The 21,814-nt window shown below is 62.3% G+C and carries 15 protein-coding genes and 1 pseudogene; 7 read left to right on the forward strand and 9 right to left on the reverse strand.

Going from position 1 to position 21,814, the window contains the following annotated elements; all coding sequences use genetic code 11:
• Nucleotides 1-96: 96 nt before the first annotated feature.
• From V8P77_RS10295 to glgB, 3 genes are read left to right on the forward strand one after another with little or no spacing between them, the layout of a single operon-like run.
• The gene (locus V8P77_RS10295) at nt 97-3,321 is read left to right on the forward strand and encodes an alpha-1,4-glucan--maltose-1-phosphate maltosyltransferase (protein ID WP_335912283.1); all 3,225 of its coding nucleotides are present in this window, start codon (nt 97-99) and stop codon (nt 3,319-3,321) included.
• Entirely contained in the window at nt 3,322-6,603 is a 3,282-nt protein-coding gene (gene treS / locus V8P77_RS10300; protein ID WP_335912284.1) for a maltose alpha-D-glucosyltransferase, read from the forward strand.
• Nucleotides 6,600-8,810, forward strand: coding sequence for a 1,4-alpha-glucan branching protein GlgB (glgB, locus tag V8P77_RS10305; protein WP_335912286.1), 2,211 nt, complete (start codon nt 6,600-6,602; stop codon nt 8,808-8,810). The genes treS and glgB overlap by 4 nt, the downstream gene beginning before the upstream one ends.
• A 26-nt stretch (nt 8,811-8,836) precedes the next feature.
• On the opposite strand, the gene V8P77_RS10310 is transcribed toward glgB, so the two are convergent.
• From V8P77_RS10310 to V8P77_RS10340, 7 genes are all read right to left on the reverse strand, one after another.
• Nucleotides 8,837-9,598, reverse strand: a complete 762-nt coding sequence (locus V8P77_RS10310) for an ABC transporter ATP-binding protein (protein WP_335912288.1) — start codon at nt 9,596-9,598, stop codon at nt 8,837-8,839.
• A complete protein-coding gene (locus V8P77_RS10315; protein WP_335912289.1) occupies nt 9,595-10,635 on the reverse strand; it encodes a FecCD family ABC transporter permease in 1,041 nt (346 codons plus the stop codon). Before V8P77_RS10315 ends, V8P77_RS10310 begins: the two co-directional genes overlap by 4 nt.
• Nucleotides 10,632-11,657: an ABC transporter substrate-binding protein gene (locus tag V8P77_RS10320; protein WP_335912291.1), complete on the reverse strand. Its 1,026-nt coding sequence runs from the start codon at nt 11,655-11,657 to the stop codon at nt 10,632-10,634. Before V8P77_RS10320 ends, V8P77_RS10315 begins: the two co-directional genes overlap by 4 nt.
• A 154-nt stretch (nt 11,658-11,811) precedes the next feature.
• Nucleotides 11,812-12,675 (reverse strand): alpha/beta fold hydrolase, encoded by an 864-nt coding sequence (locus V8P77_RS10325; protein WP_335912293.1) that lies wholly within the window; start codon nt 12,673-12,675, stop codon nt 11,812-11,814.
• Nucleotides 12,676-12,677: 2 nt separating this feature from the next.
• Nucleotides 12,678-12,959 carry a hypothetical protein gene (locus V8P77_RS10330; protein ID WP_017956696.1) on the reverse strand — a complete coding sequence of 94 codons (282 nt, stop codon included), beginning with the start codon at nt 12,957-12,959 and terminating at the stop codon, nt 12,678-12,680.
• Nucleotides 12,960-12,987: 28 nt separating this feature from the next.
• Complete coding sequence (locus V8P77_RS10335; protein WP_335912885.1) at nt 12,988-13,452, reverse strand: hypothetical protein; 465 nt, start codon at nt 13,450-13,452, stop codon at nt 12,988-12,990.
• 177 nt (nt 13,453-13,629) lie between these two features.
• Entirely contained in the window at nt 13,630-13,905 is a 276-nt protein-coding gene (locus V8P77_RS10340; protein ID WP_335912907.1) for a hypothetical protein, read from the reverse strand.
• Nucleotides 13,906-14,042: 137 nt separating this feature from the next.
• Here V8P77_RS10340 and V8P77_RS10345 point away from each other — a divergent pair.
• Nucleotides 14,043-15,521, forward strand: a pseudogene (locus V8P77_RS10345) (response regulator); the annotation flags it as partial.
• Between the two features lie 10 nt (nt 15,522-15,531).
• Nucleotides 15,532-17,208, forward strand: a complete 1,677-nt coding sequence (locus tag V8P77_RS10350; protein ID WP_335912299.1) for a response regulator — start codon at nt 15,532-15,534, stop codon at nt 17,206-17,208.
• 47 nt (nt 17,209-17,255) lie between these two features.
• On the opposite strand, the gene V8P77_RS10355 is transcribed toward V8P77_RS10350, so the two are convergent.
• Entirely contained in the window at nt 17,256-17,561 is a 306-nt protein-coding gene (locus tag V8P77_RS10355; RefSeq protein WP_335912301.1) for a type II toxin-antitoxin system RelE/ParE family toxin, read from the reverse strand.
• The gene (locus V8P77_RS10360; protein WP_335912302.1) at nt 17,561-17,842 is read right to left on the reverse strand and encodes a type II toxin-antitoxin system ParD family antitoxin; all 282 of its coding nucleotides are present in this window, start codon (nt 17,840-17,842) and stop codon (nt 17,561-17,563) included. The genes V8P77_RS10355 and V8P77_RS10360 overlap by 1 nt, the downstream gene beginning before the upstream one ends.
• 198 nt (nt 17,843-18,040) lie before the next feature.
• Here V8P77_RS10360 and treZ point away from each other — a divergent pair, with 198 nt between their 5' ends.
• Both treZ and malQ read left to right on the forward strand, forming a co-directional pair.
• Nucleotides 18,041-19,801 (forward strand): malto-oligosyltrehalose trehalohydrolase, encoded by a 1,761-nt coding sequence (treZ, locus tag V8P77_RS10365; RefSeq protein WP_335912886.1) that lies wholly within the window; start codon nt 18,041-18,043, stop codon nt 19,799-19,801.
• A 29-nt stretch (nt 19,802-19,830) separates the two neighbouring features.
• The gene (gene malQ / locus V8P77_RS10370; protein ID WP_335912303.1) at nt 19,831-21,696 is read left to right on the forward strand and encodes a 4-alpha-glucanotransferase; all 1,866 of its coding nucleotides are present in this window, start codon (nt 19,831-19,833) and stop codon (nt 21,694-21,696) included.
• The last annotated feature ends 118 nt before the right edge of the window (nt 21,697-21,814 follow it).

The raw sequence follows: 21,814 nt of genomic DNA on the forward strand, positions 1-21,814 counted from the left end.
GGTCGGCGATGTCTGGCGCAACCTGAATTGAAACTTTCGGTGGAACAACGTCGGGCAACAGAAGTTTGCCTTCAAACCAAACTCGAGCGGCGGCCGATGTCATTCTCTCCAAACCAGGGTGTGTTGAGCACCCCACCCCGGATCTATTATGTCAATCCACTCCTTCTTCAGGGTATCGATGCGTGGCGCGAGGTTTTCGACCATGCTGCGGATACTGGTTTCGACCGTGTGCTGACGGCACCGCTCTTCGATCGGGGCGCCGCGCGCAGCATCTTTGCCTTCCAAGATCTGAATTGTCTCGATCCTCAACTGTCGCTCGGAAGCGCCGTCGAGGATGGGGTGGGTCGCCTGGTGGAGGCCGGCCGCAAGAGCGGCGTTGCTCTGATGATGGATCTGATGCTCGACGGCAAGGCCCGGGATACCAAGGCTGGCTTTCGCCCGGTCGATCCGAGGCGCTCGCCATTGGACCCGGCGCAACCGATGATGACGATGGAGGCGGAGTCTCAATCGCGGCTGTTGGAAGAATGGACCGAACGGCTGCGAGGGCTGGCCGGTCTTGGGCTCTCCGGTTATCGGGCGCTCGGAATCGATCGCATTGCGCCGGTAGTTTTCAAATCGCTGATTGCGGCAGTGCGCGAAAAGGCGGACGCGCAATTCTTCGCCTGGACGCCCGGCACTGATTTCGGGGTGAGGGAGGCGGTCAAGAATACAGGCTTTGATGGATGTTTTTCATCGATGGCCTGGTGGGATTTTGACGAGAGATGGTTCATCGAAGAACACCGCGTCCAGAAGCAGCTTGGCTGGCAGATCGCTTTTCCCGAGCCGCCATTCGCCAGGCGGATCGCGCACGGAACCGAGAGTCGCGAAATCCTCGAACGGCGGGCCATAAGGGCGCTGCGCCTTGCCGCCTCGCTGGGCGGCGGCCTGATGGTTCCGATGGGCTTCGAATATGGCGCCGCCACACCGCTCGATCCGACCCATGGGAATGGAACGGGCTTGCGGGGGCTGCGCCATGATCTCGCTTTCGATATCTCCTCCGAAATTCGCCTTGCGAACACGGAGATCGGCAAGGCTCCCCATGTGTTTGCATCATCGCTTCGGCTCATCCGCAATGCCAACGGACCGGTCTCAGCGCTGCTGCAATCGGCGGCGGAAGATCTTCGCGACGCCGAGAATGTGCGGTTCATCCTGCTCAACAGGGACCTTCGGAAAAATGCGCCCGCTCCGGTAACTGCACTGCGCGAAGCGGCTTCCGGTTTTCTTCCAGTCGCAGCCGATGGTACGGCTCTGCGGTTGCGGGCAGGGGAGACCCTGGTGGTCGAATGCAAGGCGCCGGCGCCGATCACATCCCGGCCGATCCTCGACGTCGAGCAGGCGACGGCATCGCCGCGGCTCGCCATCGAAAACATCATGCCGCGGGTCGATGACGGGCGCTTTCCCGTCAAACGGGTGGTCGGCGATATCCTCACCGTCGAGGCGGATATATTCGCTGATGGCCACGACCCGATTGCCGCGGTCCTGCTCTGGCGGCCGCTCGATGCGGCGGACTGGAACGAGACGGAGATGCAACTGGTCGAAAACGACCGCTGGCGTGCCGAGTTCCTGCTGGAACGCACCGGACGCTATGAATTCGCCGTCGAGGCATGGAAGAACCCGTTTGCGATCTTTCGCTACGAACTGACGAAGAAGAACGATGCCCGGCTGGACCTGAAGCTCGAACTCCAGGAGGGGCTGAACCTGGTTCGCTCGGCTGAGACGCATGCAGGTGCCGCGCTCGGCGCCGAATTGAAGGCCCTCGTCAGCAGTCTCGAAAGCGCCTCGGATGCCGAGCGCACGGCGATCCTGCTCGATGCCCGAACATCGGAATTGATGAACAAGGCGGACAGGCGGCCGTTTCGGCTTCGCTCGACGGCAAGCGCCGTCGATGCCGAACGCAAGGAGGCTGCCTTTGCCAGCTGGTACCAGATCTTTCCGCGCTCTCAGAGCGGCGACCCGGACCGGCACGGCACCTTCGACGACGTCATCCCGAGATTGCCCGACATCCGTGACATGGGCTTCGACGTGCTCTATTTCCCGCCGATTCATCCGATCGGCTCGACCAACCGGAAAGGCCGCAACAACAGCCTGAAAGCCGGGCCGGGCGACCCCGGAAGTCCCTATGCCATCGGCTCCGAGGACGGCGGCCATGATGCCATCCATCCCGAGCTCGGCGAGTTCGAGGATTTCCGCCGGCTGGTGGAGGAGGCAGGCCGGCATGGCCTGGAGATTGCTCTCGACCTCGCAATCCAGGCGTCGCCGGATCACCCCTGGCTGAAGGAGCATCCCGGCTGGTTCGACTGGCGTCCCGACGGCACGATCAAATATGCCGAAAACCCGCCGAAGAAATACGAGGACATCGTCAACGTCGATTTCTACACCAGAGATGCGCTGCCTTCGTTGTGGGTGGAGCTCAGGGATGTCGTTCAGCTTTGGGTGGACCAGGGCGTCAAGCTGTTTCGCGTCGACAATCCACACACCAAGCCCTTTCCGTTCTGGGAATGGCTGATCGGCGATATCAGGGCCCGCCACCCCGATGTCGTCTTCCTCTCGGAAGCCTTCACCAAGCCGAAGGTCATGTACCGGCTGGCAAAGATCGGCTTCTCCCAGTCCTATACCTACTTCACCTGGCGCAATGCCAAGTGGGAGCTCGAGCAATATATGCGGGAGCTGACGGAGACGGCGCCGAAGGAATTCTTCCGCCCGCATTTCTTCGTCAACACCCACGATATCAATCCGGATTTCCTTCAGAACGCGCCGCGTTCCGCCTTCCTAATTCGGGCGGCGTTGGCCGCCACGCTGTCGGGGCTTTGGGGCGTCTACAACGGTTTCGAACTATGCGAGGGGCGTCCTGATGCCAAGCGCAAGGAATATGCCGACAGCGAGAAGTATGAGATCCGCGCCTGGGACTACGACCGCCCGGGCAATATCATCGCCGAGATCAGGATGCTCAACCGCATCCGGAACGAAAATCTTGCCCTGCATTCCCATCTCGGTCTGACGCTGCTGAACGCCTGGAACGACAACATCCTGTTCTTCGAAAAGGCGAGCCGCGCCCGCGACAATGTATTGTTGATCGCCATCAGTCTCGATCCACACAACTTTCAGGAAAGCGAGGTCGAGCTGCCCCTCTGGAAGTGGTCGCTCGGAGACGGTGGAGCGCTCGACGCCGACGATCTGGTCGCTGGGCATCGGTTCAGATGGAATGGCAAGTGGCAAAGAGTGAGCTTCAACCCTCAGATCCTGCCCTTTGCGATCTGGCGCGTTCGCGCAGCGGAGGCATGAATGGACACGTTGAATCCTGATGGTATGAACCAGCCGCTCTGGTACAAGGATGCGATCATTTACCAGCTGCACATCAAGTCGTTCTACGACGCCAATGGCGACGGCGTCGGCGATTTCGCAGGCCTGCACCAGAAGCTCGATCATATCGCAGCCCTTGGCGTCAACGCCATCTGGCTGCTGCCGTTCTTTCCCTCGCCGCGCCGAGACGACGGCTACGACATTGCCGACTACGGCAGTGTCAGCTCCGATTACGGAACGGTAGAGGACTTCCGCGCTTTCGTCGACGCCGCCCACCAGCGCAATATCCGCGTCATCATCGAACTTGTCATCAATCACACCTCCGATCAGCATCCCTGGTTCCAGCGTGCGCGCCAGGCGCCGGCGGGATCGCCAGAGCGCGACTTCTACGTTTGGTCCGATACCGATCAGAAATTTCCGGAAACGCGGATCATTTTCATCGATACGGAAAAATCCAACTGGACATGGGACGCGATCGCCGGCGCCTATTACTGGCACCGCTTCTATTCCCATCAGCCCGACCTCAATTTCGATAGCCCCCTTGTCATGGAGGAATTGCTGAGGGTGATGCGCTTCTGGCTGGAAACCGGCATCGACGGTTTTCGTCTCGACGCGATCCCCTACCTCGTCGAGCGCGAGGGGACGATCAACGAAAACCTGCCGGAAACCCATGCGATCCTCAAACGCATACGCGCCGCGCTCGATGCCACCCACCCCGGCGTGATGCTGCTTGCCGAGGCCAATCAATGGCCGGAGGACACGCGCGAATATTTCGGAGAGGGTGACGAATGCCACATGGCCTTCCACTTCCCGCTGATGCCGCGCATGTATATGGCGATCGCCAAGGAGGACCGGTTTCCGATCACCGACATCCTGCGCCAGACGCCCGAAATCCCGGAGAATTGCCAATGGGCGATCTTCCTTCGCAACCACGACGAGCTGACGCTCGAAATGGTGACCGACGCCGAGCGGGATTATCTCTGGGAGACCTATGCATCCGACAAACGTGCCCGCATCAATCTCGGCATAAGGCGGCGCCTGGCGCCGTTGATGGAGCGCGACCGCCGGCGGATCGAGCTGATGAACGCGCTTCTTCTGTCGATGCCGGGAACGCCTGTCATCTATTACGGCGACGAGATCGGCATGGGCGACAATATCTATCTCGGCGACCGGGACGGGGTGAGGACGCCGATGCAATGGTCTCCGGACCGCAATGGCGGATTCTCCAGGGTAGACCCGGCGCGTCTCGTACTGCCGCCGGTCGCAGATCCCCTTTACGGTTTCGAGGCGGTCAACGTCGAGGCGCAGAGCACGGATGCGCATTCGCTGCTCAACTGGACGCGAAAGATGCTGGCGCTGCGCGGCAGGCATCCGGCCTTCGGGCGAGGTTCGCTGCGGTTTCTCTCGCCCGAGAATCGCAAGATCCTTGCCTATCTCAGAGAATATGACGGCGAGACGCTGATGTGCGTCGCAAACCTTTCCCGGCTGCCCCAGGCGGTCGAGCTCGACCTCTCGGCTTTCGAGGGCCGCGTACCGATCGAATTGACCGGCATGTCGCCCTTTCCGCCGATCGGCCAGCTGACCTATCTGCTGACATTGCCGCCCTACGGTTTCTTCTGGTTCCAGCTGGAGGCCGATGCCGACCCGCCGGCATGGCGCACCGCGCCGCCGGAGCAGCTTCCCGATCTGGTGACGATGGTCATCCGCCGCGGCCTGCTCGATCTTGTCGATGAACCCAAGCTTGCGCGCGTCCTCAGCACAGAAATCCTGCCGGCCTATCTCGCGAAGCGGCGGTGGTTCGGGGCGAAGGACCAGGCGCTTCAGGCGGCCCGTCTAATCTCCGCAACGCCGATCCCGTTTGCCGACGGCATCGTTCTCGGCGAATTGGAAGCCGTGCTGCCGAACCACAGCGAATCCTACCAGCTGCCGCTGGCGGTTGCCTGGGACGATGCGCAACCGTCCGCGCTGACCCAGCAGCTGGCACTCGGACGGATTCGCCAGGGCAGGCGCGTCGGTTTCCTCACGGACGGATTTGCCGTGGAGGCGATGGCGCGTGGCATCCTGCGCGGGCTTGGAGACCGCTCGCGCATCACCGGCCGCACCGGCACCCTCGAATTTCTCGGCACAGAGCGGCTCGACCGCCTCGAAGTCACCGACGACCTTCCGGTCCATTGGCTCTCGGCCGAGCAGTCCAACAGCTCGTTGATCGTCGGCGACCTAGCGATGATCAAGCTGATCAGGCACATCTTTCCCGGCATTCATCCGGAGGTCGAGATGACGCGCTATCTCACCCGCGCCGGCTATGACCACACGGCACCCCTGCTCGGCGAGGTCGCGCACACCGATTCCAGCGGACGACGTTCGACCTTGATCATCGTCCAGGGCGCGATCCGCAATCAGGGCGACGCCTGGAACTGGATGTTGAACAATCTGCGCCGTGGGGCAGACGAACTCGTGCTGAACGACCCGGCCGTCCAACCGGGCGATGACGTCTTTCGGCCGTTGATCAGCTTCGTCGCGATGGTCGGCCTCAGGCTCGGCGAGCTGCATGTCGTGCTCGCCGGGGATACCGGGGACGAGGCCTTCAGCCCGGTGGTCGCTGGCGACAGTGAGGTCGAAGCGATAAAGAAGGCCGTTGCCGGCGAGGTCGCCTATGCCCTATCGAAGCTCGACGAACGCGCGGAGAATGCCGATCCCGCCATCGACCTGCTTGCGGCACCGCTTCTCGAGCGCCGCTCCGAACTCGTCGAACTCGCCGCGACGCTGGCGGAAAGCGCCCGTAATATGCTGATGACGCGCACGCATGGCGATTTTCATCTTGGCCAGATCCTCGTCAGCGAAGGCGATGCCGTCATCATCGACTTCGAGGGCGAGCCCGCGAAAAACTTGACCGAGCGCCGCGCCAAGACAAACCCGCTGCGTGATGTCGCCGGCCTTTTGAGATCGCTGAACTATCTCGTGGCCACCGCCCAGCTCGATAACGACGCGGTCATCGAGCACGAGAACGAAGTCCGGCGCGAGGCGATCGCCCGCTTTGGGCGCCATGCCGAGGAGGCCTTTCTCGATGCCTATTCGCAGGCGGTCTCCGTATCGAAGGAGCTTGACATGCCACCCAATCAAAGACGGAGGGTTCTCGATGCCTTTCTTCTCGAAAAGGCCGCCTATGAGATCGCTTATGAGGCCCGCAACAGGCCGAAATGGCTTCCGATCCCCCTATCCGGCTTTGCCGAAATCGTATCGCGTCTGGCGGGGGTCAAGGCATGAATGTTGAGCGCTCGGAACTACTGGCGGGCATCGGACAGGATCCGATATGGGCCTTGATCGAAGGGCGCCATGGCGATCCCTTTTCGATCCTCGGTCCCCACCAAAGCGGCGGCATGACGATCGTGCGGGTATACCTGCCTGGCGCCGAAGCGGTTGATCTCATCGATGCGACGAGCGGCCGGGTGGTGACGCCGTTCAGCATCGCCCACCCGTCAGGCCTGTTTGCCGCGACCGCCGCCTCGAGGACGGGATACCGGCTGCGGATCACGTGGCCGGATGCAGTCCAGATCACCGAGGACCCCTACAGTTTCGGTCTGCTGCTCGGAGAGCTCGACCTCCATCTGATATCGGAGGGCACTCACTATAGTCTGAGCCGGACGCTCGGCGCGGTGGCGATGTCGATCGAGGGTGTATCGGGCGTTCGTTTCGCCGTGTGGGCTCCGAATGCGCGCCGCGTCTCGGTCGTCGGCGACTTCAACGCCTGGGATGGGCGACGAAACCCGATGCGGCTGAGACAGTCGGCGGGCGTCTGGGAGCTGTTTATCCCCCGGCTGGCACCCGGAGAAAGATACAAGTTTGAGATCGTCGATGCTGAGGGGACCTGCCTGCCGCAGAAGGCCGATCCGGTGGCAAGGGCGAGTGAGGCCGCTCCGTCCACCGCCTCCATCGTCGCATCGTCGACGCCGTTTCGATGGACCGATGACCGCTGGATGAAGGGCCGGTCCCGACAAGACAGGCTGGAGGGTGCGTTCTCCGTCTATGAGGTGCACGCCGGCTCCTGGCTTCGCGATCAAAAGGATGGCAACAGGTCGCTCGACTGGGTCGAACTCAGCCAGCGGCTGGTTCCCTATGTCAGCGACATGGGCTTTACCCATATCGAGTTGCTTCCGATCATGGAGCATCCGTTCGGCGGGTCCTGGGGCTATCAGCCGCTCGGTCTGTTCGCTCCCACTGGCCGATATGGGACGCCTGAGGACTTCGCCTATTTTATCGACCGCTGCCATGGGGCCGGGCTAGGCGTCATCCTCGATTGGGTGCCGGCCCATTTTCCCACTGACGTCTGGGGACTTGCCCGCTTCGACGGCAGCGCGCTCTACGAGCACGAAGATCCGCGTGAAGGCTTTCACCGCGACTGGAACACGCTGATCTACAATCTCGGCCGCAACGAGGTGAAAGGGTTTCTGATCGCGAGTGCGCTGGAGTGGCTGGAGCGCTACCATATCGACGGCTTGCGGGTCGATGCCGTTGCCTCGATGCTCTACCGCGACTACAGCCGCAACGAGGGCGAATGGATTCCCAACCAGTATGGCGGCCGGGAGAATCTGGAAGCTGTCGAATTCTTCAAGCACCTGAACAGCATCATTCACGAGCGCTGCCCGCACGCGGTGACGATCGCCGAGGAATCGACGGCCTGGCCGGGGGTGACGAAGCCGCCGGAGCAAGGGGGGCTGGGCTTCGACATCAAATGGAACATGGGCTGGATGCATGACAGCCTGAGTTACATCGAGAAGGATCCGATTTACCGGAGTTACGCCCATGGCACGATGACCTTCGGCATGATCTATGCCTATTCCGAACGCTTCATTCTGCCGATTTCACATGACGAGGTCGTCTACGGAAAGGGCTCGCTGCTGACGAAGATGCCGGGCGACGAATGGCAGAAATTCGCCAATCTGCGCAGCTATCTCGCCTTCATGTGGGGCCATCCCGGCAAGAAGCTCTTGTTCATGGGAAGCGAAGTCGCTCAGCCTGGCGAGTGGAACCATGACGGGTCGGTGACCTGGGATGTGCTGGACCAACCTCAGCATGTGGGGATCCAGCGGCTGGTGAAGGATCTGAACGGCCTTTACGGGGACGAGCCGGCATTGCAGTTCGGCGACTTTCATCCCGAGGGCTTCGAATGGGCGACCGCCGATGACGCCGCCAATTCCGTCCTCGGAATGCTCCGTTATGCGCCCGATCGCGCTTCGTCGGTGCTGGTCATGTCGAATTTTACGCCGGTGCCGCGTTACGGCTACAGGATCGGTGTGCCGAGAGACGGCGTGTGGATCGAGCGGATGACGACGGATGCCCGGGAATATGGCGGCTCGGGCCTGGTCAACGGCGCGGTATCGACTGAACCTGTGCCCGCCCGCGGCCGGCCCGTCTCCCTGTCCCTGACGCTGCCGCCGCTATCGACGATTTTTCTGCAGGGGCCGTCGCCCTGACGGCGGTCATCTAGGTGACGGTTCCGTCACCTGAGATAGTGGATATGCGGGCGCGAATGATAGGGCGACGTTTCGATACGGGCCTCTATGGAGAAGACATTCCTTAGAAGATCCTCGCTCAAGACGTCCTGCGGCGCGCCGGAGGCGACGATCCTGCCATGCTGCAGGATGATCAGCTGGTCGCAGAACATGGCGGCATGGTTGAGATCGTGCAGGGCGACGATGCTGGTGATCGGCAGGCCGGAGACGAGCCGCATCAGCCCGATCTGGTGCTGGATATCGAGATGGTTTGTAGGCTCGTCGAGGATCAGCTCCTGTGGCGACTGGGCAAGCGCCCTTGCGATATGGGTCCGCTGCTTTTCGCCGCCCGACAGGTTCTGCCAGCGATCGTCGCGCTTCTCCGCCATGCCGGCGCGCGTCAGCGCCTCTTCGACCGCCTCTTCGTCGGCCCTCGTCCAGCCTGAAAACATCGACCGGTGCGGGAAACGGCCGAGCTTGACGACGTCGACGACCCTAAGATTGGCATTTGTCGTGGCGTGCTGCTCGACGAAGGCGATCCGCCGGGCGATCGAGCGGCGGCTGATCGTGCCGATGTCGCTCCGGTCGAGCGTGACGCGGCCGGAATGCGGCCGCTTCAGGCCGGCCAGAAGCCGCAGCAACGAGGTCTTGCCCGAGCCGTTCGGCCCGAGCAGGCCAAGCATCCGGCCGGGCTGCGCCTCCATGGAAACGTCATCGAGAATGGTCTTCCTGCCAATTTTCCAGATGAGGTTGTCGGCCTTGATGCTCATGATGCGCGCTGGAACCGGTAGAGGATGATCGAGAAAAAGGGGACGCCCACCAGGGCCGTGACGACGCCGATCGGCAGGATCTGGTTCGGAATGAGGGCGCGCGCGGTGATGTCGGCGAGCACCATGAAGATCGCCCCCGCAATGGCGCAGGCCGGCAGCAGGCGGACATGCAGCGACCCGACGACAAAGCGGGCGACATGCGGCACGACGAGGCCGACGAAGCCGATCGACCCGACCATGCTGACGATCGTTGCCGTCATCATTGCCGTCAGCGCGAAGAGCACCATCCGCGCACGGCCGACATTGACGCCGAGCGAGGATGCCGCCTCGTCGCCGAAGGCGAAGGCGTCGAGCACGCGGGCGTAAAACAGGCAGCCGATGAGGCCGATGCCGACGATGATCGAGACCAGTGCGAATTCCGGCCAGCGCACGCCGCCGAAGCTGCCGAGCAGCCAGAACATGACGTCGCGGGCCTGCTGCGCATTGGCCGAGGTGGTGACGATATAGGAGGTCGTGGCGTTGAAAAGCTGTGAAGCGGCGACACCGGCAAGGATGGTGCGATCCGCTCCGCCGCGCGTGCCGTTCGACAGGAGGGCGACGAAAAAGAAGGCTGCGAAGGCGCCGGCAAAGGCGCCGGCCGAGAGCGATACGGCGCCCGAGCCGATCCCCAGGATCACGATGGCGACGGCGCCGGAAGAGGCGCCGGCCGAGATGCCGAGTACATAGGGTTCGGCAAGCGGGTTACGCAGCAGCGACTGCATGATCGCGCCCGATAGCGCAAGGCCCGCACCGCAGAAGGCGGCAACGAGCGCCCGGCTGAGACGATAATCCCAGATCACCGTCTCGTGGATGCGGTTCAGCTCGACCGCGGTCCATCCGAGCCGGTTGGTAACGGCCGAAAACGTGGTTGCAAGCGGGATAGGCAGGTCGCCGATCCCGACGCTGACGCCAATGGCGACAGCGATAAGGCAGAAAGAGGCGAGGAGCAGCGCGAGGACCCCTCCCAGCTGCCGGAAGAGACAGCCCGCTTCCGTCACTTCAACAGACCGAGAGCCTTCAACTGGCCGGCCACCTGCTCGGCGCCGTAGACCGTGCGGACGGTCGGGTTCATGGCCTGGCCGTCCATGATCACGATCGCCTTGTTCTTGACGGCAGGGATCTGACTGACGGCCGGATCGGTGTTCAGGAAATTGATTTTGGCCTCCGGCTTGTCGAGCTCCCAGCGATTGCGGTCGAGACTGGCGACGACGATGACGTCGGGATTGGAGGCTATGATGCCTTCCCAGCCGAGCGTCGGCCATTCCGCTTCCGCTGATATCGCATTATGCCCGCCGAGCAGGTCGGCGATGAAGCCGGACGCGCTATTCTTGCCGCCGAGATAGGCGTCGGCCGACGGGCTGGGGCTGGAGAACCAGAAGACGTAGGAAAGGTTCTTGCCGTCCTTGGCAACGCTCCCGCGGAGCTTGGCTTCGCGCGCCTTGAAGTCGGCGATCAGCGCCTGGCCGCGGTCGGCGACGTCGAAGATCTGCGAGAGTTCATCGATCTCCCTGTAGAGAAGATCCATGTTCCACAGCTCGGCGCGGCTGCCGTACTGGTCCTTGACATCCTTGGTGCTGAGGCAGGTGCTGGGCGAGAGATAGGTGGCGACGCCGACCTTATCGAAATCTTCGCGCTTGGCGATCTTGCTGTTCGGCCCGACCAGGCTCGGCAGGGCCACTGCGACGAAGTCGGGATTTTCGGCGAGCATCGATTCGAAGGTCGGCATCTCGACGGTCAGGAGCTTGACTTTGGCATTGGCTTCTGCGAGCTGCGGCAGGACCTTGCTCGGCCAGAACGCTGTGCCGGCCATCTTGTCCTGAAGGCCAAGCAGCAGCAGGATTTCAGCGCTGTTCTGGCCGAGGCCGATCGCCCGTTCGGGCGCCTTCTGGAAAGTCACCTGCGCGCCGCAGTTTTCCAGAGTCAGCGGGTAGGTCGTCGAACCGGCCAGAGACGGATTTGCGGCAAGGCCGATCATGGCGGAGAGGCCGCAGGCGGCCAGAAGCGATTTGAGGCTGGTCACGTAGAGATCCCGGTGCGTGAGTGTGTACGGCCGGGGTATAGCCACAGGAGCCGCCGAGAAACAAGACCGAATGGATCAACTTATAGCAAAAACCGGCAGCGCCGAACATTCTCCCCTGATGGCGCACTACCGAAGCGTGTCTCGATTTCAAGTTCTATCGGCGTTCGAGAAACTCCCGGATTGCCTGCGAGAGCGCTTCAGGATTCTCCTCGGCCACGTGATGGCCGCTATCTATGCCGAAGCCGTGCACGTGATCCGCCCAGTTCCGCCAGATGGCGACGGGATCGCCATAGATCTGCTCCATGTCGTCGCGTAGCGACCAGAGGCAGAGCATGGGACAGGTCACTTTCCGGCCGGCGTCGCGATCCTCGCGGTCGTGGAGATGGTCGATGCGGAGGCCGGCGCGGTAGTCCTCGATCATCCCGTGGATCGCGGCTGGATCGCGGACGACGTCGACGAGGTCGTCATAGGCTTGCCTTCCCATCAGCGCTGGCGAGAGTTTGTCATGCCACGCGAGGGGATCGGCCAAGATCGCCCGTTCCGGCTTTTCCGGTTGAGCGAAGAAGAACCAGTGGTACCAGTCTCTCGCAAATTTCCAGTCGGCGCGTTCGAGATGCTCGATTACGGGAATGCCGTCGGCGATGATGAGTCTCTGCACGCGGTCGGGATGATCCATCGCCATGCGGAAAGCAGTCAAGCTTCCGCGGTCGTGGCCGGCCACCGCGAAGTTCTTGTGCCCCAGCCTCAGCATCAGTTCAACCAGGGCTTCCGCCTTTGCGCGCTTCGAAGAGTTGCGGCTGTCGGGAGCATCGAGCGGCTGGTAGGAGCGGCCGAAACCGGGAAGGTCGGGGCAGACGATCGTGAAATGGGGCGACAGCAGATCGGCCACCTTGCCCCAGGTCATATGTGTCCTGGGATGGCCGTGGAGAAGCAGAACGGCCGGTCCGGTTCCGCCGTGACGGACGCGAAGCGACCCCGGCCCGGCGTCGACGGTATCGAGAGAAAAGCCTTCGAACATGCTCAGCTGAGCTTCCCCACACGTTTGGCATAGTCTGAAAACGTGGCCCCTTCACCCTTCCGACCGGCTTCGCCGGCAAGCTGCAGCACGCGGATCGGAAACAGGATCGCCGCCCGGTTGGCGCCTGACAGCTCGTGGTCGTCATCCTCCTCGATCGCCTTTTGAGCCTTCGAGAGCGCAGCATCGATCTCCCCGCGCGTGAGCAGTTGCTTATCGACGATCGCATCACATATCGAGGCCATCGCCATGATCAGGCCCTTGAGCTGCAGATTGGCGGTATTCATGAGAACTCCCCAGGTGAAGAAAGGATGTTTAGTCCGGTTCGACCGGCCGGATCGTGTCGACGGAGACCGTACCGTCGAGGATGCCGCGCTTTATATCACGTCTGTTCCGATCGATTTCGATCACGGTGTAAAGCTTGTCGTCGCGGAAGGCGCTGGCATTGACTGTCGTCACGTCTTCGGCGGGCGCTGCGTCGACTTCCATGAAGTCGAGTTCGCGCGCCGCGGCGACGATCCTGGCATCGCCTGGCGTTCTGGCGGCGACGACGATGACGCCGTGGTTGGGAGCATTGTCCCATCTCGGATCGTCGGGTTCGGCGAGGGGTTCCAGCCGATAGATGTTGAGCCTCTCGCCGCCGGCGTCGGGCGAAGCTTGCGCAGCCGCGTCCTTAATTTGCGCCTGGCTCTCGACCGACTTTCCGAAAGTGGTCGGGCTGGTCGCGTTGTTGATCTCTTCCTTGCCTGTCCTCGAGACGTTCGACATGTCGCTCTCCATTGTCAGGACGGAAACGACAGCCGGCAGCAAAGTGTTCCCGCGCAAGAAAAACCGCAAATTCCGCCGAAACGGTTTCCGGCGAGCATTTCCGATGTCTGCAACTATCAGGCTCATTTTGAGCGGTGAATCATGTTAGGATGGACGCGGGACGGCCCATACCATTTTCTGAGTTGAGCGCTAAATTACCGATCGCCGAAGAGGGGGATTTTCGTGAGCAACCAAACCAGCGAATTCGCGCGCGAAAGCGTAGCGGTAGACAGCCTCAATGGGCACGACCCAAAAACGATGGCGTTCGACGATGCCAGCGCGCTTCTGGAAGTCCTTGTCGCGGTCAGGCGCGGCGACTTTTCCGTACGGATGCGGTCCGACCTGACCGGTCTCACCGGCAAGGTCGCCGATGCCCTCAACGACATCATCGCCGCCAATCAGCGCATGGCCCAGCAGCTCGAGCATGTCGGGCAGGTGGTCGGCCGGGACGGGCGAACGAGCACGCGCGTACGCTTCGGCCTGTCGGACGGCTCCTGGTCCGAAATGGAAGGATCTATCAACGGTCTGATCGACGATCTCCTATGGCCGACGACCGCCGTCACGCGCACGAGGCGTTCCAGCAGGCGGATGCCTCGACAAGCCGCAAATACGGTGGCACCGGCCTCGGCCTGGCGATCAGCCGCGAACTGGCAAACCTGCTCGGCGGCGAGATCCAGCTGCGCAGCACTCCCGGTGTCGGCAGCACCTTCGTTCTCTACCTGCCGCTCACCTATGTCGGCGCCGGCGCGGTTGCGCCGAAGGCCGTTCCGTCGGCAAATGTCGTGGAATTCGCCGAGGCGGCAGCAAGCCGCCGCGCCGAAAAGCCTGCCGAACATGTCGAAGACGATCGCCATCAGATAGCGGCCGGCGACTCGGTGCTGCTCGTCGTTGAGGACGATGCGCATTACGCCCGCGTCCTGGTGGATCTTGCCCGCGACAATGGATTCAAGGTTCTGGTGGCGATGCGCGGCAGCGATGCGCTCGCACTCGCGCAGGACTACAGGCCGGCGGCGATCTCGCTCGACATCTTCCTGCCCGACATGCTCGGCTGGACGGTGCTGAGCCAGCTCAAGCAGAATGCGCAGACGCGGCATATTCCGGTCCAGATCATCAGCCTCGACGAGGATCGCCAGCATGGGCTGACCCGCGGCGCCTTTGCTTTCATGAGCAAGCCGACGACGCCGGAAGGCCTCGGTAAGGCACTGTCGCGGTTGAAGGCCTATGCTGAGCCGCGTCGCAAGCATCTGCTGCTCGTCGAAGACAACGAAGCCGAACGCCTGAGCGTCACCGCCCTCCTCGGACATGACGACATCGATATCACCAGCGTCGGCTCCGGATCGGAGGCTCTTGCCGCTCTTCGGCAGAATGCCGCCGACTGCGTGGTGCTCGACCTTTCCCTTCCCGACATGTCCGGCTTCGAAGTGCTGGAGCAGATACGCGACGATGCCGAGATCGGCGAGGTGCCGGTGGTCGTGTTCACCGGCCGGGAGCTTTCCGCCGAGGAAGACGCGGCGCTGCACAGCATGGCGCGCAGCGTCGTGGTGAAGGGGGTGGAGTCGCCCGAACGTCTCCTGGATGAGACGGCCCTGTTCCTGCACCGGGTGGTCGCCGACCTGCCGGCTGCAAAGCAGGCGACTCTACAGGAACTGCACAGCTCGGACGAGGATCTGGTCGGCGAGACCGTGCTGCTCGTCGACGACGATGCCCGCAACATTTTCGCGCTGAGCAGCGTTCTCGAACGCCGGGGAATGAAGGTCCTGACCGCGACGACCGGTAGCGAAGCCATCGACGTCATCAACAACGAACCCTCTGTGGCGATCGTGCTTATGGACATCATGATGCCTGGAATGGACGGCTACGAGACGATGCAGGTCATCCGTTCGGAGCCCCGGTTCCGGCGGTTGCCGATCGTGGCGCTGACGGCCAAGGCAATGAAGGGCGACCGCGAGAAATGCCTGGAAGCGGGCGCATCCGACTATCTGGCGAAGCCGGTCAATACCGAGCAGCTTCTGTCGGCTCTTCGCATGTGGCTGCATCGCTGAGGATCTGGCCATGAACCCCGTCAACATCCTCCTCGTCGACGACCAGCCGGCAAAGCTCCTGAGCTACGAGGTCATTCTCGAAGAGCTCGAGGAAAACCTCATCAAGGCGCAATCCGCTCGCGAAGCTTTCGAACATCTGTTGCGCACCGAAATCGCGGTGATCCTCGTCGATGTCTGCATGCCCGAACAGGACGGGTTCGAACTCGTCAGCATGATCCGGCAGCATCCGCGCTATCAGAACACGCCGATCATCTTTGTCTCCGCCGTCATGCTGGCGGAACCCGACCGGCTGCGCGGCTATGCGGTGGGCGCGGTGGACTACGTTTCCGTCCCGATCGTCCCCGAGGTGCTGAGAGCCAAGGTGCGGGTCTTTGCCGATCTCTACAGGAAGACGAGGGAACTCGAACGCCTGAACGCCGAGCTGGAGGCCCGCGTTCACCAGCGCACCGCTGAGCTCGAGGCCTCTGCAGCGCAGTTGCGTGAGCTCAATGAGGAACTCGAGCACCGGATCGACCAAAGGACGCGGGAGCGCGAAGAGGCGCTTGCACAGCTGTTCGAGGCGCAGAAGCTCGACACGATCGGCCATCTGACGGGTGGCGTCGCCCACGACTTCAATAACCTCTTGATGGCAGTTCTCGGCAGCCTCAACCTTCTGAAGAAGCGGCTTCCGGCCGATGAACGCAGTGAACGCCTGGTGACGAACGCGATCCAGGCGGCCGAACGCGGCACCGCGCTGACCCAGCGTCTGCTTGCCTTCGCACGCCGCCAGGAGCTCAAGCCGCAGGCGGTCGACTTCTTCAGGCTGTTCGAAAACGTCGAGGATCTTCTCGCCAAGGCGGTGGGGCCGCGCATCGAAATCCGCAAAAGCATCCCGGCGGATCTGGCGCCCCTCCTGGTCGACAGCAACCAGCTGGAACTGGCGCTGCTCAACCTCTTCGTCAATGCGCGGGATGCGCTCGAAAGCGGCGGAGCCGTGACGGTTGCCGCGGCGGCAGCCGAAGATGCCCGGCCGGCCGGGCTCGCGGGCGGAAACTACATCAGGATTTCGGTGTCGGACGATGGCGAGGGAATGGACGAGGCAACGGTCTCGCGTGCCGCCGAACCGTTCTTCACCACCAAAGGGGTCGGCAAGGGCACCGGTCTCGGCCTGTCGATGGTGCATGGCCTGGCGGCGCAATCCGGCGGCTCTATCCAGATATCGAGCGCCAGGGGCAAGGGCACGACCGTGTCCCTGTGGCTGCCCGTCGCCGAAACCTTCGTCAAGGTGCAGCCGGCCGTCGAGCCTCCGGCGACGGAGCCTTTGAAACCGGCGTCGCGGTCGCTTGCCATTCTGGTCGTCGACGACGACGCACTCGTCAGGACGGGAACCGTGGCGATGCTGGAGGATCTCGGGCACCTGCCGCAAGAGGCATCCTCCGCTTCCCAGGCTTTGGAATTCTTTGCCGACGGACAGGGTTGCGATCTCGTCATCACCGATCATGCCATGCCGGGCATGACGGGCGCCGAGCTTGCGCGTCACCTTCGCTCCTCCTTTCCAGGCCTGCCCATCATCCTTGCCTCGGGTTATGCCGAGTTTTCCGAAGACTATGGCCTCGGCCGGATGCTGCGGATGAAGAAGCCATTCACGCAAGAACAGCTTCAGGCAGCGATGGATCAGGCGCTCTCGGGCAACGTCGCGGCGGCCTGACGATCGAAGTGGGGATGTGCTGGGGTTTATTGCGTTCTGGGCCGGCTCTAACTCTCGTCGCTTTCAAACCGCTGCCCGGCAAAGAGGATGCGGAGGATAACAACCTCGGTGGGCTCAACCATGAACGCCACGCTTACCCGGCGCTCGAAACCGACAATGCGTAACCCGGGTCGGACATGATCGCGGATGCTGCCGCGCTCGGGGTACGTTTCGAACCGGCTCACAAAGGTCTTGATGCGGGCCACGTAATCGCGGGCGACGGTAGAAGATGCGGATGTCTTGCGGACGAAACTATAGATACTCGCCAAATCCAATTCCGCCTCATCGGTGAGGCGGATACTATAGCGCTTCATCAATCTCCTTCCCGATCGATTTCGTCCATGCGCGCTTCGAGGCGCTTCCAGACCTCATCGAGGGGCTTGGCCTTGGTGGGATCGGCCTTGTAGGCATCATAGGTGGCCGCAACTTCTGTTCGCAGCCAATGCTCGACGGCATTCTCGCGTTCCTGCAAAGCCCGCAGTCCCTCGCGTATGACTTCGCTCTCCGAGGCGTAATCACCGTTAGACACCCGCTGTTTAACGCGTTTCGCCATTTCCACGGGCAACGTGATGCTCATCTGTTGGGTCGAACGCATCGATTACACTCCTGCTTTTGCAGGCTTATACCACGCGACAGGATAAAATCCTACTCCCGATAGGATGGAATCATACTCACCTGGTATCTGAGAGGCATCTCGCGGCGGTGGCTGCTCTCCGTGCCTGCGAAACTTTTTGCCCTGACAAAAGTTACCTAAATCCAATCTCACTTCATCGAAGGCTTTCCCTTGACCCAAATGACGTTCGGCCCCGCATTCGGCGACAAGGGCATTCTATTCCGCCTCTGGGCTCCCTTGCATGAAAGCGTGTCGCTGAAACTCGAAGGGGCTGATCCGCGGCCGATGCAGGCGGTCGGGGACGGTTGGCACCACTGCACTGTCGCGGATGCCGGTGTCGGTGCGCGCTACCGGTTTGTCCTACCGGACGGTCTCGCAATTCCCGATCCCGCCTCGCGGTTCCAGCCGCAGGATGTGCACGGGCCGAGCGAAGTGGCCGACCTTTCCTTCTATCGCTGGAAGACGAGCGACTGGAGGGGGCGACCATGGGAAGAGATGGTCATCTACGAGATGCATATCGGCTGCTTCACGCCGGAGGGTACTTTCAAGGCGGCGATCGAGCGGCTCGACCATCTGCAAGCGCTGGGCGTTACGGCACTGCAGGTCATGCCGCTTAGTGAATTTCCCGGCCGTTACAGCTGGGGTTATGACGGCGTGCTTCCCTATGCTCCCGACAGCAGCTACGGCCGGCCGGAAGATTTCATGGCGCTGGTGGATGCAGCACATGAACGCGGCATCTCAGTTTTCCTGGACGTGGTCTACAATCACTTCGGACCGGACGGCAATTACATCCCGGCCTATGCGCCACTCTTTACCGATCATCACAAGACGCCTTGGGGCAACGGCATCAACTACGACGGCGACGGATCGGAGATGATCCGCGAATTCATCATCGAGAACGCCATCTACTGGATCACCGAGTTCAGGCTCGACGGTTTCCGCTTCGATGCCGTCCACGCCATCAAGGACGACAGTGCCGAGCATCTGCTTCACGCGCTTGCCCGCCGCGTCAGGGACGCGGCCGGCGACCGGCATGTTCATCTGATCGTCGAAAACGAGGAGAACGACAGCGACCTGTTGCAGCGTGACGAAAACGGGGAAGTGAAGCTGTTCACCGCCCAGTGGAACGACGACGTGCACCATGTGCTGCATATCACCGCCACCGGCGAAACCTTCGGCTATTATGCCGATTACGCCGGTGATGCCGGCAAGCTCGGCCGAGCGCTGGCGGAAGGCTTCGTCTTTCAGGGGGAACACATGCCGTTTCGCGGCGCAAGCCGCGGCACGCCGAGCAGCCATCTCCCGCCCACCGCTTTCATCTCCTTCATCCAGAACCACGACCAGATCGGCAACAGGGCACTGGGGGACCGGGTTCTGGCTTCGAGCCCAGCTGATGTCGGCAAGGCCGTCGCCGCCATCTACCTGCTGGCGCCTGAGATTCCGATGCTGTTCATGGGCGAGGAATGGGGTGCCAAAGAGCCTTTCCCCTTCTTCTGCGATTTCGACGAGGATCTGAACGAGAAGGTCAGGAAAGGCCGTCGCGAGGAGCTTTCCCGTCTGCCGGGCTTCGACGCCGACGACCTTCTCGACCCGACGGCGCCATCGACCTTCGCCGCCGCCAAGCTGGACTGGTCGAAACTCGCCTCTTCCAAGGTCCTTGTTTTTTACAGGACGCTTCTCGGCCTCCGGCACCGCAGGATCGTGCCTTTGCTGAAAGGCGCTGGCGCCGGAAACGCGATCTATCGTTCGGCGGGAAGCGCGCTCGCGGTGGATTGGACCCTGGCGCAAAACCGGCATCTTCATCTGCACGCCAACCTCGGCGCGGAAGCGGCGCCGCCCGTCTCGCAGCAGGACGACGGCGAGACGATCTTCCGTCTCGGCGGTAGCGATGGCGGCAATCTCGCGCCGTGGACGGTGATCTGGAGCATCGGCGAGGCTTGAGGGCGCGCTGACAGGAAGGCGATCGAACGATGAAATCTGCTGAGCTCGACAAGCTCGCCCGCCGGCACGGCATCAGCCTGACCAGGCCCAGTCCCGACAATCGGGAGGTGGCGATATCAGGCGAGACCAAACGCAAGATCCTCCAGGCACTGAAGATCGAACTGCCAGGAGCGGCCGATCACGAGACCGGCGCGCTACGGCGGGAGCCTAAGCCGGCGGCCAAGAAGATCGCCAGGTCATTTCTGCCGGATTTCCTCCCCGGCACGCGCGTCTGGGGCATAAGCCTGCAGCTTTACGAACTCCGTTCCGCACGCAACTGGGGCATAGGAGACTTCGAGGATCTGTCTGATATGGCGGATCTCGCGGGATCGCTGGGCGCCGATTTCATCGGCCTCACCCCGCTTCACGCGCCGTTTCTCGCCGATCCAGACCGTTGCAGTCCCTACGAGCCCTCGAGCCGCCAGCATCTCAACCCGCTCTATATTGCGGTCGACCGGTTGCCGGGTTTCGCCTGTAGTCCCGAGCTCGAACGGCAATTGGCAAGCCTTCGCCAAACCGATCTCGTCGACTACGCCGGTGTCGCACAGATCAAGCTGAAGGCCCTGCGCGATCTCTGGCCGGCCTGGCGACGGCGCAGCGTGATTGACGAAGCCTATGATCCGGCCGATTTCGATGCCTTCATCGCGCAAGGCGGTGACAGCCTGCGGCTGCATGCGCTTTTCGAATCCCTCTCGTTTTCCATGGTCGAGCGCGGGGTACGCGCCGGCTGGCAATGGTGGCCATCCGATTTCCAGCGCTTCGACAGCGCCGCCGTCGCCGAATTCGAGCGCGGACACGCGGACGATGTTTGTTTCCACATGTGGCTGCAATGGCTCGCCCATCGGCAGCTGATGCAGGCGGCGGACCGGGCGCGGAAGGCCGGCCTGCGGATCGGGCTCTATCTCGATCTTGCCGTCGGGGAGGCGGTCGACGGCTCGGCGACATGGAGCGAGCCGGATGTCTATCTCTCGAAGGCCACGATCGGCAGCCCTCCCGATCCCTTCGCCACAGATGGGCAGGACTGGCACCTGGCCGGATATCTGCCTTCCGCGATCGCGGCAGGAGAAATGTCGCCTTTCCGGCGCATGGTGAGCGCTGCCATGCGATATGCGGGCGCCATCCGCATCGACCACGCCGCAGCGCTTCGCCGCCTCTTCCTGGTGCCATTGGGCAGCAGGCCGGATGCCGGCGCCTATGTCCGCTATCCCCAGGATCGGCTTTTGCAGACCCTTGCAGAAGTGTCCGCCGAGCATCGGTGCCTCGTTATCGGAGAAGACTTGGGACTGATCCCCAAGGGATTGCAGGACGATCTGGCGGCGGCCCACATTCTCTCCTACCGCATCCTTTCCTATGAACAGGACGAGAAGGGCTTCAAGCCGGCGGACGTCTATCCCGTCCTGGCTTTGGCCTGCATTTCGACGCACGACCACCAGACCCTTGCCGGCTGGTGGCGCGGCGCCGACATTCAGGCCCGGTGCGACCACGGCATTGTGCCGGCCGATCTCACCGAGAAACATCTCGAAGACCGCAAGCGCGAGCGGAGGAACCTGAAGGCGGCGCTGAAGTCTGCCGGCCTCGACCTGCCAGCCAGGCTTTCCCAAGCGCGGGCAAGCGAGGAGACGCTGAGGGAATTGACCGTCAGCGCCTATCGCTTCATCGCCAGGACCCCCTCGCTTCTCGCCGCGGTCCGTCTCGCCGATCTCACCGACGAAAAAAGGCCAACCAATGTGCCAGGCACCAGCGACAGCTATCCGAACTGGAAGCCGAAACTATCGGTTTTGCTCGCGGATCTGATGTCGAGCCCGCTGCTCAAGAGCGTGACGGCGGCAATGCGGGAGGAACGTCCGCGGGAGTGATAAAGGCCGGGCGAGCCGTCCCGCTTCATCATTGTCGTTCGATTGGGCCTGCCGCGCATATGGAAATCGCTTCGCGCAGGGAACGAATAGGAAGCCGGCGAATTTTGAAGGAATAGGG

Source organism: Rhizobium aouanii, from assembly GCF_037002925.1.
Classification (GTDB): Bacteria; Pseudomonadota; Alphaproteobacteria; order Rhizobiales; family Rhizobiaceae; genus Rhizobium; species Rhizobium aouanii.

Bases quoted from the DNA above. Each gene is read 5' to 3' on its own strand.
- malQ (WP_335912303.1), top strand. From the start codon at position 19,831: ATGAAATCTGCTGAGCTCGACAAGCTCGCCCGCCGGCACGGCATCAGC.
- V8P77_RS10335 (WP_335912885.1), bottom strand. From the start codon at position 13,452: ATGGAGAGCGACATGTCGAACGTCTCGAGGACAGGCAAGGAAGAGATC.
- treZ (WP_335912886.1), top strand. From the start codon at position 18,041: ATGACGTTCGGCCCCGCATTCGGCGACAAGGGCATTCTATTCCGCCTC.
- V8P77_RS10310 (WP_335912288.1), bottom strand. From the start codon at position 9,598: ATGAGCATCAAGGCCGACAACCTCATCTGGAAAATTGGCAGGAAGACC.
- V8P77_RS10340 (WP_335912907.1), bottom strand. From the start codon at position 13,905: ATGCTCGAGCTGCTGGGCCATGCGCTGATTGGCGGCGATGATGTCGTT.
- glgB (WP_335912286.1), top strand. From the start codon at position 6,600: ATGAATGTTGAGCGCTCGGAACTACTGGCGGGCATCGGACAGGATCCG.
- V8P77_RS10360 (WP_335912302.1), bottom strand. From the start codon at position 17,842: ATGCGTTCGACCCAACAGATGAGCATCACGTTGCCCGTGGAAATGGCG.
- V8P77_RS10350 (WP_335912299.1), top strand. From the start codon at position 15,532: ATGAACCCCGTCAACATCCTCCTCGTCGACGACCAGCCGGCAAAGCTC.
- V8P77_RS10330 (WP_017956696.1), bottom strand. From the start codon at position 12,959: ATGAATACCGCCAATCTGCAGCTCAAGGGCCTGATCATGGCGATGGCC.
- V8P77_RS10295 (WP_335912283.1), top strand. From the start codon at position 97: ATGTCATTCTCTCCAAACCAGGGTGTGTTGAGCACCCCACCCCGGATC.
- V8P77_RS10355 (WP_335912301.1), bottom strand. From the start codon at position 17,561: ATGAAGCGCTATAGTATCCGCCTCACCGATGAGGCGGAATTGGATTTG.
- V8P77_RS10325 (WP_335912293.1), bottom strand. From the start codon at position 12,675: ATGTTCGAAGGCTTTTCTCTCGATACCGTCGACGCCGGGCCGGGGTCG.
- treS (WP_335912284.1), top strand. From the start codon at position 3,322: ATGGACACGTTGAATCCTGATGGTATGAACCAGCCGCTCTGGTACAAG.